Genomic DNA, 14,702 nt, shown 5'->3' with positions numbered 1-14,702 from the left:
AATTTTAATAATTTTCTCCTAGGGCAAGGCTTTCTTCAAGGATTTTGTCAATTTTTTGGTTTTGATTCTCATTTAATGATAATCCTATCGCTTTCAATTTCTCTATGATGCTCTTCCCCACCTTATTTCCCTGAAGCCGATTCAGAATTTCATTTTGCATCGGGAACGGGACCGTGGGGAGCAGGCTAACCAGCTGCTGCTGATACTGTTGATTGCCCCACACCGATTTATCTAATTTCTCAACTGCGAAATAAGGAACGAGCTCATTATTACTGCTCAAGAGATTGATCAACTGCTGGGTATAAAGTAAAAGTTGGGACTTAGGAATATGATTTAATGCATAGTATTGATAGGCCCGGCGATCGGAGTTAAGCATCATCTGAAGGACACTTTGATTCATTCGTTTCTCTGTATGGGCCAAAATGCTATCTGAAAGGGCGCCGTTAACAATATGCCATAAGGTGTAAGTACTGTAGAGGGCCCCCTCTACCACCTCATCGGCAATGGCAGTGTTGGTGGCACTGGTGACAGCATCAGTAACCACTTCCGATTCTATGATTTTCTCCGGATCCAGCAGGTTGTCTACCTCGTAATCCTTTAAAATGGAAGCATTATTGCTTAAAATTCTCTTAAGCTTTTCATGGTCTGCCAGGGTGAATTCGATATGGTCGAACTTGGTAAGAGGTGATTTTTTTGGTGTTTGGTAGTCCATGAAATTCCCTAAAAGGTCCCAGTAGACTTCAATCTCAACCAGATAGCAGAGGCTATCCTCGCATACGGGAGTTTTGAGACGGCTATAATAATGGCTCGGTAGATCCTCTTTATCATACTCCAACCTGACAGAAGCATTAACCCCGCCCTTTAGAGGTGTGCTAAATGCCAGCTCTTGCCGTTTATCCTTATGGTTTTGTGCACCTGCTGGAGCGCAAATGAGAGAAAGCGAATAGAATAAAGTCATCAAAATTGATAATCGCTTCATATATTCATTTTTTAATATTTCAAGGTATTTTTGACCTGATAATCGAACGAATTCCTGTGCTGGCATAGGTGCAGATCCCCTTATCAGGATCGGAATACACGATGAAAATATCTAAGTCGTCCCGCTCTTCTACAAAGCTTTTTACGGTCTCCAGGTCCATAAGAAAGAAAGGGGTATCCAAGCCATCAGCCGTAATCGCATCATGGGCCAGCACCGTTACGGAAAGTATGTTACTGGTTTCCATATCTCCGTTCCTGGGATTGATAATATGATTGTAACGCCGACCATTTTTGGTGAAATGGTTACGGTAATTTCCTGAAGTCGTCATGGCTCGATCCTCAATAGGAATGGTAGCAATGAGTCTGCCTGGCTTAGTGGGATCTTCGATCCCGGCCATCCAGGAAATATTATCGTCTTTTCTCCCACCACAACGTATTTCTCCGCCTATCTCAACCATATAGCGTGTGATACCCTGCCGCTCTAAAAACATAGAAAGCAAGTCTACGGCGTAACCTTGTGCTATACCATTGAAATCAAGACGGACTGCCTGGTGCTTTTTGGTGACTGTAGCGGTGTCAAACTGTATATGGTTAAAATCTACCAATGGCAATATGCTATCGAGATCAATAGGCTGTATTTGATGCTTTCCTGCGGGGCCAAAACCGTAGGCTTCCACTAAGGGTAGGATAGTGGGGTCGTACACACCCCCTGATAAATCGAATATTTCTTTTGATTTGGCGAGCACGGGATAAAAATAGGGGGATTCGAAACGATGTGAAATCTCCCGGTTGAAACGAGAAAGTTCTGAGTCTGGGCGATATAGAGATAGGCAAGCATCGAAGGCACATAGGATGGAATCTAATTTCGTTTGGAAGTTCCTCTTTTCTCCGTCATAATATTTAACCTGATAAGTAGTGCCTTGTGTTTCTCCGTATAGCGATACAAAATTTTCCTGAGCTTTCCCCTGAATAGATAAGCAGCAAGCAAAAATTAGGCTGGTAAATTTTGAAAAATACATAAAGTCATCACATTAGAGCCTCTAATTTACAGAAAAGCCAAATATATACTTCAATATACCTGGCTTTTCTGACTTTAATTATGGTTGTGGAGTATGCTCGTCTCTTACCATACTCAATAAATCCTGAAGGTGATTCTGATAGACTCCCCTGGGGGTGGTACGATGCTTCTTGGCTACAGATGCGGCCATGCCCACCACTTCGCCCATCATTCCACAGGTACGCATGACACGAGTGCTGCCAAATGCCACGTGTGTGGTACTGATATTTCTTCCAGCCATAAAGAGGTTCTCGATGTTCCGGGAATAAAGGCAACGGTACGGAATGGTATAAGGGGCAACTTTAATATGTTTGGTACCGGCAAAAAATTCATTACCCTCGAAATACTGGCTGTTCTTCTTATCTGGAAAATGTAAGTCGATCGTCCAGGTTGCTGTAACCGTGGCATCATCGTAGAACTTACCCTCCTGGATGTCCATCTGATTCAGTACATGATCACCCATCAGGCGTCGTGATTCCCTTTTGCCTCCAATATAAGCCACCCAGGCGAGTTTGTTATAGGCGTATTTACTCGCCTTATTATTTTTCAAATAGGACCAGTTCCCATATATCGCACGTAGATTATGGTCTCTGATCTCTTCGGCCTGGGTAATAGTGTTAAAATTTCCAAATCCTGTTTCCCATTGCCAATCCGACTGAGCTTCATCAATATGGTATTCATCGGAGAATTGCAAGGCCCATGGTAACTCAGGGAAGGAGGAGGTGCTGTCGCGACGTGTAGAAGCCCAGAGATTGGACGTGCCAAGGGTAAAATCGTCCGACTTATTCCCTGCCAGTGATTCACCGGTTTCCGCTTCGCTCTCCCTGCCCATGCGGAATTCTGCACCAGCCAGATAGCCCACTGTTCCATCACCGGTACAGTCGGAGAAGAAGGAGCCGCTGAAACGCACCTCTTGATTGGTTGCAATATCCCGCCCAATGACCGCAGTAATTTTATTATTTTCCTTTTCTAATTGATAGACATGTGTGTTCAGAAAAAGACTGATGTTTTTTTCTGCTTTAACAATGGCAATTTTGCGGGCATCGCCATATTCCTTTGCATTGGGATTCCCATTTCCAGGATCTCCATTATCCATTTCACGAACGATACGGCCCAACTTAGGATAATGATTTTTGTCAATATCCCCCATTAGGTGAACCCTGATCTCGGAGCTGTTATTACCCCCCAGTACCGGGCGATCTTGAATGAGAGCGACTTTCAAACCCAACCGGGCTCCGGAGATAGCCGCGGAGGTCCCCGCTATTCCTCCCCCTACTACGACTAAGTCGAAGTGTCCCGCGTCTTTAGGTTTATCCGTCAGTTTCAGCTCTTTTCTGCGAAAAGCAGAAAGTTCTTTTAATCCGTTAGGAGGAGTAAATCCCTCAGTATCAGTAAATAAAATGGCATCGCATCGGCCATTGAAACCAGTAAGGTCTTTTAATGCTAGCTTGAGAGATGTTTCATTTACATTCACATCACCTCCGGCATACCATTTCCATTGGGCTGATCCGCTTGCACCATAGGTCGGCCCCACGGCTTTTCCATCGATGAGAACCTGAAACTTTCCGGGACCAGTAGGGTAGGGGGCCCAGTCCTTAGTCCGTACCCACATTTTATACTTACCCTTTTTGGGAAATTGGACGGTTGTTTCAGCATTTTTTACCGGCTCTCCCATACCGTGGGCCATTAGATACGAAGACTGCATAACGGCAAATGATTGCTGATCGATGACCCACCCCCCTTTGTCGTGAAATGATTCGGTCTCAACGAAAACATGGTGTTGTGCCATAAGGCCTGGCATGATCAGTACCCCCAGGCAGATGAGTATACATTTGATTCTATTCATGATAAATTGTTTTACTTGATTACTAATGATGATTTTGGGTTTAGGAATAGGGTGCGGCTAGTTAATTTTGTGTTTTCTTCTGATATGCTTCGATCTCTCGGCCTACCTTAGTCTGATACTCCTTGTTATGTGTTAGGATATCATAACTTAGTTCTGCCAGAGCCCTGTCTTCATTGGTCAGATACCTGGCTAACTGTCTTTGAGCGATGGCTGATAATTTTTGCTTTTTAATGAGTTCAGATAGTTGCTTTCGTTGAGCCTCGTTGCCATCAGGCAGCCAGGTTATCCAGCCTGATAAGGAAGCTTCATTGATATTGAGATCGGATAGTTTCTTAAGAATGACCATCTGAGTACTGAAAGGAGAAGCTCCATATAACTTCTGTAACCATTCCTGGGTTTCTATTTTTTCCAGAAAGGATGCCCCAACTTTTTCCAAGGCATATTTGGCCGTGAAAATATTCTTTCCAGACATGACCCCCTTGACCGCTTGTATATAATCATGGGGTACCGACCCATTAATATCAAGAACTCTGTCCAGTGCATAATACTGATAATGATGGTTATTACTTCTGAGGAAGTCGAGATATAAGTCCTTGTTTTCATATTCAGAAATAATATTTTTAATTTCTTTTGTAACAGGCCCATAGGCGATTTTCCAGAGTGTAAAACAGGTGTAAACGGCTCCATCAATCACTTCATTTTTAATCGTTTTCAATGTTGCTCCAGACTTTGTATCTACGGAGTCAGACAGGTCGTCGGTGCCTTCAGTGATTAGGTCCTTCATCTCAAGGTCTCTGAAAATAGAATTTTCTCGACTCAGAATTTCCTGCAGTTTTTGATAGTCTTCCTTTTGAAACTCATCATGATCCACTTTGGTTAAGATTTTTCCTTCGGGCATTTCGTATCGTTGAAAATTTCCCAACAAATCCCAGTAGAAGTTTACATGCACCGGTTTGCATTCGTTTGTATAGCAAACCGGTGTGAAAATGTTTCTGAAGAAATACTGGGGTACTCCTGTCTTGTCCAAGGCCAGTTTTAGGGTATAAGTCAAGGTGTCATTTTCGGTAATACGAAACTCGCGGATGGTCGAACTGACTTCTGACTTAATAGCAGGCATGGATCCTTGGGCCATGGAAGTTGCACTGGCCATCAAAACCGAAACAAGGATCAAGCCGACCCTAAATGGCCTTAAGTGTTTTAAGAAAAAGGAGCTCAAGTAAATCATGATCTATTACTGATAAGTTAACCAGGCAGTTGCCACACAGGCATCCTTTGCCGTGAAACGGATCCACCGCGCTTCAAAGTCGGAGGGGAACTCCAATTCAAAAGATTTTCCGGGTTGAATGATTACGGTCTTATATTCCATCCAGGGGCCATGACCTATGGGATTTACTTCAATTTGAAATTCAATTGCTTTTTTCCCTTGGTGCGAAAGTTGGAGTTTCTTCTGATCATAAAATCCAATTAAATAGGGATCAGAAGGGACATTGGCCTGAACGGAAGTGTTTTTCCACGGTCCTCCACGTCCCGTAGGTTTACCAAGTTTCCACAAATCATCGATGGTTCCGGCCCATACCTGAGCCTTGCCATCTTCGGAACTGATAATATGTTTGTTATTTTTGGTTTTTCCTTCAACTCCAGTCATTACCAGCAGACCCCTATAGGACGCATAATCATGAATAGACAGACCATGAGAAGCGACGGGTCTTATTTTTGCATATCCGTCGGCATTCTCTGCGGGGAGTTCATAAAAGGTGCCATGAGCATTAAGAAGGTCGCGTTCTGTGGCTACTTCCCGGCAGACTCTCAGCTGGGCGTCACGTGTTCTTTGGTCAAATGCGGAAGAACCTAGAGGCAATCTCCAGCGACGACCTAAATCGTCTATAATGAGCACAGATGATTCTTCAACCTTTATGGCATCTTCGGGAATTCTAAATTGCTCCCTGATTAGCTGCGCCATTTTCTGATTCTGAACGGGAGTCAGATTCAGTGCACTGTCCAATTCATAATAACCGCTTTCCTCAAGTCCTCTACTACTGAATTGATGCGCCAAAACGCCAAGTTTTCTACTATTTTTACCTAAACCAAATAGTAATCCACCAGTAAACTCCTGAGATTGGGTTGTTGCCAGGCCTTGGAAAATGGGGTCAGTGGAGGAGGTAAAACGGGAGCGATCGGAGTAGTTGAAGGTAAAGGTCAGAACTCCATCTGAGAGGGGGGTAGCCCGTATCCATTCGCCTTGATCCCCTTTTGTGAAGGACTTCATAACAGACTCCCCTGGCTTAAGTTGAACCTGGCTAAGTTTCGACCATTTATTATCACCTTTTTTGTCCACTTCTAATTGAAGGGTGAGGGAATTGCTGCCTTCATTTTTTATCCAAGCCGTTTTGTAGGTCCAACCTGAAAAAAGGAAGGGATCGGAAGGTCTGTAGGCCAAGACTTCCTCGGAAATCCACAGTGCACCTTGGGCCGTATTAGGCCCAAGGTGGTTTGGCTTTTCAAAGTCGGTAAACCAGAGGTTAGAATTAGACTGTCCTGGCCCTTCTATAGATCCTTTGGCTTTTCTTTTATTTAAAAATTCTTTCTCTGCGCTGTCATCACAACCAAAGACGAGTCCATTATGCCAGCGCGTAAAATCTCCGATCACCTTCAGATAGGCGGATTTTGGACGGATGCCTGCCGATTGTTCGGGGTTGAAATGAGAAGGAAAATCCCAAAATAGGCCATGCATGGTCATCAGATAATCGGGTTTGTCTATGGTGCCCACGTCCCTAATCCTGGGCCATTCCGTATTCCAGCCATGGGCTCCATCATAGGTATGGCTGGCTTTGGGTAACCTATAAAAGCTCCATGAATTATGATAACGGGCACCTAATAACACGGACTTGTGGTCCCAGCCGGTAGCCCAGATAGGGTCGGTGTCAGGGTTTTTATTCCCCTCAATTCCTCCCGGGCCAGTGACTTCTACAAACTGATTTCTACGGACCACCTTCCAGTCCTGTCCATTCCATTCCGCCAACACACCCGCTTCTATGTCAAAATGCTTGAGCGCCTTTTGACCCGATTCGCCGTTATTCGAGAATACCATTACGCCTTGTCCTGAATAGAGACCCTTGCCATGGGCTCCGGGAAGGAGCGGACCTGAATGGCCTTCAGTGTCCTTTTTTAAGAAATTACCATCGGTATACAGGGTCTTAACAGATAAATCATGAACATTTACCTCATAAAATCCCTCTTCCATGGTTCCATAATAAATTTTATTGGCTGGGTCGCTCAAATGGCGTGCATTTCCGGTATGGCGGCCAGGCATTCTGCTGTATGGAATGGTTCTGACCGAGGCGTTTTGGTCAATGGCGTAAGGACCAATGAACAACTGCTGACTTTCCCGATGTATCATTCTGTTTGCCGGGGTTCCGCCAATACTTTCGGGGCGTACTACCATATTGAGCTGATTGTCAATTTCGTAAAGCCTGTCGGAAGAACCCATAGGTTTATGAGGTCCATAAGTAATAACCCATAATTTATTGGCCCAGGGGACCACGGCTCCAGTGCCACATTCTCCCTCGTTATTATAATAGGCAAGGTGTGGGTAAATGCCGCTTAAATAGGGGTATTGATTCTTTCCGGGAAAGTTTTGGGCTATACAGATATTACCCAGTATGATTAGTAATAGGCTTAATGATTTGTTCATCGAAAATTAATTTTGAAAAAGGAATAGGGGAGAGGTATATCCCCTATTAAAAATTGATCTTAATAATTAGGGTTCTGTACTAGTCCACTCGTTAGGATCTCGTTGGTAGGAATTGGCCAAAGGTATTGTCGGTCTTTGTCGAATTTCCGTATGGTCAGTTGTTTTATTAATCCTTTATCGTACATAGAACTGAAATCGGCTATGCCATCCGCATCGATTGATGGGGTTCTGGGAAAAAACCAGAGTCCTTTGGCTACTATTTTTGACTTGAGTTCGGCGGGGTCAAGCAAACCATAATTCGGTTTATTTAGAGTCTTTTCTGCTAATTTCCAACGAATAAGATCCATATATCGAATGCCCTCGTTGGCAAACTCCATCCTACGCTCCATGCGTACCAGTTTTCGAAGACTTGGGGCATCTGCTAAGGTAAGTGCAGGATATTTGCTGGTTTCCGTAGGGGCCACTTGGTAGGCTCTGGCCCGAACGGCATTCATGGCCTGTAGAACGGATGCATCAATTTGATCTAGCTCAATTTTTGCTTCTGCATACATCAGTAAAACGTCGGCATAGCGAATAATGATTAAGTCTGGCTCTACCCGCCATGAATTTTGTAACCAATCTGCATCTACACCTTTTTTCCAAACGAGTCCATTATAAGAGGCATATTGTGCCACCACCCGATTGTCCTTATTTTGCACGTAGGTATTGTCGGATAATCTTTTTACCTGCAGGGAATCGGGATGCGGCTGATAAATAAAACCCAGGTGACCGCTTTGAAAGGGTACTATCGTGGCATTACACCGAGGATCGCGGTTAGCAAAGGGTTCATGCGGATCAAATAGGGGTGACTCATCTATGGGTTTTCCATCTACGCATAGAAAGGATGCAAACAGGTCCCATGATGGATTTTTTGCTCCCCAGCCTCCAGCATTACGGGTAACATAATTTTGACAATCACCCTGGGTAACGTTCAGTACGATGGATCTTGGCAAACCAAATATGGTTTCCTTAGAATTCTTAGTTCTTGAAAGAAATAAGTTACCGAAGTCGCTATGCAGCTGATAAACATTCAGATCCATACATGCTTTAGCAGCGTCTTTTGCTACGGCCCAGTCGCCCATTTGTAGGGCAATACGAGCTTTCATGGCATAGGCAGCTCCTGCCGAAGCTCTCTTTAATTCTCCAGAACCATACGTGCCCTTCAGATTTTGTGCTGCAAAATCATAGTCTTCATATATCTTCTGAAGGATGGATGCCTTATCTGTCTGAGGAGTATTGAGGGCCTCTTCTATATCTACTGGTTTTTCCAGATATACGACATTTCCGAAATGTGAAATAAGACGGGCATATTGGCTCGCGCGCACGAATCGTGCCTCGGCAAGATAGCGATTGAGTTCTTGGGCAGAAAGCTGTTCTTTGGCTCTATCCACCCCCTGTATAATGATATTGGCCCTGGCAATGGCTTTATAAGTATTACTCCACCAGGTTCTGACGAAACCAGTCTGGCCATTAATAGTAGCCCCGGTAATATCGGTTGTGGCCTCCCTATAGAGCCAGTCATCTGTCCAGTCGTCCTGATCCATCATCCAAAATGCCTCCTTATAAAGTCCGTTTAAGGACATCTCGAGTTCTTCGGCATTGGAATTCCAAGTCTCGCTGGAACCATCAGAAAGTGGGTTGAGATCCAGAGTGTCACAAGCTACTAGGCTTAAGACCATGGCTAGTATTGAAATTATAGGCTTTTTCATTGAAAGTCGATTTAGAATTTAACTGAGATTCCGAAAACCATCGCCGTTGTGATAGGATAATTGAATCCGTTCATTTCAGGATCCCATCCTTTTGGGAATCGGTGAAGGGCAAAAACATCGCTAAAGGTTCCATACAACCGAATGCCCTGGATATGTAGTTTTTCGGTAATCGTGGAAGGGATTTGGTAACCTAAACTCACATTTTTTAAGCGTATGTATCCTCCATTAAACATCCAGAAGTCGGACATAGCATAATTATTACCGGCCGATACATTGGTATAACGGGGATAGATAGCCTGGAGATTTTGTTCTGGGGTATTATAATTACTCCAACTCGAGCCGTCCAAAAGGGCGGGAAAATTGCCAAAATTAGCCAGTAGCGGTCTGATCATGGAGGAGGTAATTCGGGAATTCTGATGACCAACACCTTGGAAAGTGAAGGACAGGTCGAAATTCTTAAAATTAAGACCGAAGCTGGGTCCGAACATGTAACGGGGAAGAGAGCCTCCTAATAATACCCGGTCATATTCTGGAGATATTTTGCCATCTGGAACACCTTCTGGTCCACTAATATCTTTGTACCGAATATCTCCGGCCCGAACATTGCTATTGGTAACTGCCGAATTGGTAACTTCATCGGCGGTTTGAAACAAACCTATGGACTGGTATCCATACCACTCGTTAAATTCGCTGTTTTGCTTTTTTATCTGATCGCCAAGAAACTCTGTTCCGCCCAAATCTCCCATTTTAGATACGAAGTCGGATAGGTTAAATGATGCTCTATATCCTAAATTACCAATTCGGTCGTTCCAGCCCGCCTGCATTTCCCATCCTGTGGTAAACATCTTACCTGTATTTTGATCGGGATTGTCGAACCCAATATAATCGGGTATCTCCAGTTCCAGGAGCATGTCACGAGTGGTTTTTTTGTAGTAGTCAGCAGTGATCTGAAGTCGATCATTAAAAAAGTTGGCATCAACTCCCAAATCGTATGAAGAAGTAGTCTCCCAGGAAATATCTCGGATGGCATATTGAAATTGAGCCGCCGATTGTGCCGCGGTAACAGTATTTCCTTGATAAAATAAGGAACTATTTTCAAAACTTAGTATCGCTTGGTAAGGATAATTACTTCCAATTCGTTCATTTCCAAGTGTCCCCCAAGAGGCTCTTAGTTTCAAGAAGCTGATGGCATTGGCCTTGTTCTTTAAAAAATTCTCTTCTGAGAGTACCCACCCTGCAGAGATGGATGGGAAGGCTCCCCAACGATAGCCGGAGGCAAACCTTGAGGAACCGTCATACCGAAGATTGGCTTGAAGCAAATATTTATTTTTGAAACCATAGGTCACCCTTCCAAAAAAGGAGCGATAGGCATTTTCTGATGCGGTGCCACTATTGTCCCGCTGATCCAAGGGGCCTAGATTTAAATAAGGATAGTTTGACAAATTATATTGCCTTCTGGAAGCTCCTAAATATTCATTGAAAGCTTTGAAGAATTCATAACCTCCTAGAGCACTAAAGCTATGGTCACCCCATTGTTTATTATAATTGGCTAAAAATTGAGTCGTGTAACGATAATTATCATTTCTGCTTTCATACAAACTCGTTTCAGTTGCACCTTCTATATATCCGGCCGTTACCCCCGGGTTGTCGAAGGAGGTATACGGTACTTTTTTAACAAATCGTTTCGATTTGTCAAAATTAAGAAACGGAGAAACTACAGCAGATAACTTTAGCCCCTCCACCGGGCTGAAATCGAGTCCTACTTTACCACCAATTTGGTTGTACCATCCAGTATTCGTTCCTGCCTGCATGGCGCCGTAAACATTTGCCCCATCCTTCCCTGCCGCAATTCGCCCATCCGACCATTTTGCAGCATATATTGGAGGCAGCAGATTCATCATGTAGAATGGATCTATGTTGGTCTGTTCCGACTGGGTTCTTTTGAAGTTTAAGTCTACACTGGCCGATAAATATTTAGAGATGGTGATATCATTATTCATACGTGCGGTTATTCTCTCATACTTGCGACCATCGAATAATCCATCGGTATTGTCATAGGCCATAGATACTCTGGACCTTAACATTTTCCCTGCCGCAGCAATACTTAGGATATGGCTGGTCCGAGGAGCCGACTTTTTTAATATTAAATCCTGCCAGTTCGTATTAGGATATAGATCCGGATTCTCTTGGTTCAACTGGTTATAATTTTCAATCATATCCTTAGAATAGGTAGGATACTCATTAGTATTATTCCCATTGTCATTCCATCGCAATTCGTTAGTCAACTGCATAAATCGCTGCGCCCCAACATACTTGGCTAGGTTGGTGGGCCGTTCCGATCCATATTCGAATGAATAGTCTAGATTCAACTGGCCCGATTTAGCCCTCTTGGTTGTAACAACGATTACCCCTGCAGCGGCTCTAGAGCCGTAGATAGAAGCGGACGCGGCATCCTTTAGGACCGAGATACTTTCAACATCATTAGGATTAATGGAGTTGATATCATCTACGGGAACTCCATCTAAAATGATGAGTGGGTTAGCCCCTTCACCGGAAATCGTGGTGATACCGCGTATTCTTATGGAGGCCGTAGAACCTGGTGCATTACTGCTTCTGGTTACCATCACCCCAGGCATGGTACCTTGCAATGCCTGCGAAATCTGCGTTGTTTTCCGGTTGGCTATTACCTCTCCCTGCACGGAAGAAACCGATCCGGTCAGGTCCTTTTTCTGAACACTCCCGTATCCAACCACTACCAGCTCTTCAAGTGCCTTATCATCGATCTTCATGACGATGTCCAAACGATTTTGATTCGTGATGGATAGCTCCTGCGAGGTATATCCTACAAAGGAAAATACCAATACGGAAGGCGCATCGGTCAATTCGATTTGAAATGCGCCATTCTGGTCCGTAGTGGTACCCTGTTGTGTTCCCTTTACTATCACATTGACCCCTGGCAGTCCTATCCCTTCCTCGTCTTTCACCGTACCTTCCAGCTTCCTAACCTCGGGACCTGGTTGAGTATGTAATATGTTTTCTGTATGTTTATCCTCTTGAGCTCCAACATTATTTTCTTTTTTTCGCAATATGATCTGATCGTCTATGATCATATACGTGATACTTTCGGGCGATAAAAGTTCATCTAAAACGCGGGACAGAGGCTTATTTTTGGCTTGTAGAGACCCTCGAAGATTTGGCGTGACAATCTTGGAGTTATAGGTTATACGGACACCGGTATTTTGGCTTATTTCTGATAGGATAGTTCTCAGGCTGGCATCCTTAATAATCAAATTGACCCGTTGATTGAGCATCTCCTGAGCCGAAGAGCTGGCCCAGGAAGCCGTAGTCAGCACGAGAGCCATCATTATCTGTATGCTGGAAATTTTCATGATCAGGCTCCAAGAATGAGCGTCGAATAGTTTTTTTTTCATACTTTTAATCGTTTTTGTGATTGTAAAAGGCAAAAACATCCCCTTCACACCAATAATGGTGTTTGCTTTTCATTAAGGAAGGGGGAGCAGTAGGTCAGTCATGGTGCGAACATGGCTGACTTTTTTAGTAAGGTAAGAGGTGTTTTGACATAGGCTATGGTTTAGTTATTACATCCTTTGGTGCTGATAATTATTTTGTTTCCTTCAATTTTATAATGTGTGGAAGGTCCTATTGCTTGGCAAATGATTTTAAGCTTTTCGAATAAGGGTTCATCTCCGAAGGTGGTGGTCAGCGAACAGTCGGCCAGGCTGGAACCTTCGACCGAAAATTGAACATTATACCTTCCACTCAGTGTAGTCAGAATATTATCTATGGTCGTGTCGGTAAAGATCAGGGGCTGAATATTATTGGGGCTGATTTTGTCAATTTGCGGGGTTGCAATCACAGAACGCACCATCATTTGCTCTTTGCGCTGCAATACCAGTCGCTGATTGGGCTCCAGGGCAACTTCCGAGGCCATCTTCTCATAAGCTGCTTTGGTACTAATTGAAACTTTACCACTTTTCACTACCACCTCAAAGTTGTCACGATCCTCAAAAGCATCTACTAGAAAGCTGGTGCCCAGTACCCGGGTTACCATTTCCTGGCTATGTACCAGAAATGGTCTGCGCGCATTTTTCGCAATCTCAAAAAACGCCTTACCCTCTAAAAATACTTCTCGTTGAGTCCCATTAAATTCTGTGGGGAACCGCAAGGTACTTCCAGGATAAAGCAATACGGTACTTCCATCAGATAATGCTATGGGTTGGTACGCACCTGTCGTTTCTGTATTTTTGATGGTAGTGAATTGATCGGACTGTAAATTTTGGTCTGAAAAATAGATAAACCAGGTCCCGATAATAAGGACTGCCACGCTGGCTGCTACTGAAAATGGCAAAAGCCAGTTACGAGAACGTTCCGGCGCTTGATTTTCCTGTGATCGAATGGTTTCAAGGGTATTTCGAATAATGGATTGGGTATATTCTGAAGAAATAGGCCGCTCGCATATTCTGCTGGCTATAATTAATTCCTGCGCTTCCTTGGCAATTTGCGCTTGTGTATGGTTTAGTTCAAGTCGGCGGTACCATTCAGAAGTGGGATCCGAAAATCCATTCACAAGAACCCAATGCTGAAAATCGGGGTCCACCAGGTAATCCTGAAGTTGGTACGAATTATAATCCTTCATCAATGCTATTTGGTCGATACATACCCAGTAGCAGGGATGGACAGGCTTTATACTGTTTTTTTATATTTTTTTTAAAAAAAATATTACTGATGCAATACAGTGGTCCAAAGAAATAGAAGGGAAAGTATTGATTTAGAGGGTATTAATTCCCGAAGTGAATTGAGTGCTTCGTGAAGTAAATTTGACGCAGTCTGATACTGAATGCCCATGACTAAGGCTATTTCCTGGTTACTAAGATTCTGGTAATACTTTAGATATATAATTTCTTTTCTTTTCCGGGACAGGCCGTTGATGTAGCGGTTCAGTTCGAATATGCGCTGAGCTTCCTCTTCATCCCTTACCAGGCTCTGCTCAACATTGAAATCCAATTCGAAGTGGGCTCCAGCATCCATTTCCTCTAAGGGGAGAAATTTTTCTTTTAAAATTGCTTGTCCAATTTTTCTCCTCAAACAAGTCAGAAGATAAGGCCTGATTTCTTGTACAACCCTTAAATTAGCGCGGTATTGCCAGATATCGATAAAAGTTTCTTGGATGCAGTCCTGGATCAGGTCATCATTATGAGATAATTTTCTTCCATAATAGGTCATTGGTCCAATAAATTGGTCCATTAACTGAGTCAAAGCCAGTTCGCTTCCTAACTGGAAGGCGTGCCATAAGCTCTTTTCATCGGTAAAAGGACGGTGGGCCATGTAGAAAATTGAATTGGATAGAAATGCAATTTGTAA

Annotated in this window: 9 protein-coding genes; all 9 read right to left on the bottom strand. The window is 43.6% G+C overall.

What is annotated here, in order from left to right:
- Positions 1-4 precede the first annotated feature (4 nt).
- The 9 genes from X939_RS0105855 to X939_RS0105815 all read right to left on the bottom strand — a co-directional run bounded on the left by X939_RS0105855 (position 5) and on the right by X939_RS0105815 (position 14,666).
- Positions 5-979 carry a hypothetical protein gene (locus tag X939_RS0105855; RefSeq protein WP_131694650.1) on the bottom strand — a complete coding sequence of 325 codons (975 nt, stop codon included), beginning with the start codon at positions 977-979 and terminating at the stop codon, positions 5-7.
- A gap of 19 nt (positions 980-998) precedes the next feature.
- Positions 999-1,997, bottom strand: a complete 999-nt coding sequence (locus tag X939_RS0105850) for an FAD:protein FMN transferase (RefSeq protein ID WP_025762332.1) — start codon at positions 1,995-1,997, stop codon at positions 999-1,001.
- A 78-nt stretch (positions 1,998-2,075) separates the two neighbouring features.
- The gene (locus X939_RS0105845; protein ID WP_025762331.1) at positions 2,076-3,881 is read right to left on the bottom strand and encodes an FAD-dependent oxidoreductase; all 1,806 of its coding nucleotides are present in this window, start codon (positions 3,879-3,881) and stop codon (positions 2,076-2,078) included.
- Positions 3,882-3,942: 61 nt separating this feature from the next.
- On the bottom strand, positions 3,943-5,106 hold the full coding sequence (locus tag X939_RS22100; protein WP_131694651.1) for a hypothetical protein: 1,164 nt from the start codon (positions 5,104-5,106) through the stop codon (positions 3,943-3,945).
- A 6-nt stretch (positions 5,107-5,112) separates the two neighbouring features.
- Positions 5,113-7,572 carry a hypothetical protein gene (locus X939_RS0105835; protein WP_025762329.1) on the bottom strand — a complete coding sequence of 820 codons (2,460 nt, stop codon included), beginning with the start codon at positions 7,570-7,572 and terminating at the stop codon, positions 5,113-5,115.
- Between the two features lie 59 nt (positions 7,573-7,631).
- Positions 7,632-9,320, bottom strand: a complete 1,689-nt coding sequence (locus tag X939_RS0105830) for a RagB/SusD family nutrient uptake outer membrane protein (RefSeq protein ID WP_025762328.1) — start codon at positions 9,318-9,320, stop codon at positions 7,632-7,634.
- 11 nt (positions 9,321-9,331) lie between these two features.
- Positions 9,332-12,751 (bottom strand): TonB-dependent receptor, encoded by a 3,420-nt coding sequence (locus tag X939_RS0105825; protein ID WP_025762327.1) that lies wholly within the window; start codon positions 12,749-12,751, stop codon positions 9,332-9,334.
- A 161-nt stretch (positions 12,752-12,912) separates the two neighbouring features.
- Positions 12,913-13,977: a FecR family protein gene (locus tag X939_RS0105820; protein ID WP_025762326.1), complete on the bottom strand. Its 1,065-nt coding sequence runs from the start codon at positions 13,975-13,977 to the stop codon at positions 12,913-12,915.
- Positions 13,978-14,060: 83 nt separating this feature from the next.
- Positions 14,061-14,666, bottom strand: a complete 606-nt coding sequence (locus X939_RS0105815) for an RNA polymerase sigma factor (protein WP_025762325.1) — start codon at positions 14,664-14,666, stop codon at positions 14,061-14,063.
- Positions 14,667-14,702: the final 36 nt, after the last annotated feature.

The sequence above is a fragment of the Dyadobacter tibetensis Y620-1 genome (assembly GCF_000566685.1).
Lineage (GTDB): Bacteria > Bacteroidota > Bacteroidia > Cytophagales > Spirosomataceae > Dyadobacter > Dyadobacter tibetensis.
Note: the sequence above shows the minus strand (reverse complement) of the source record. Positions and strands in the feature narration are given on the sequence as shown.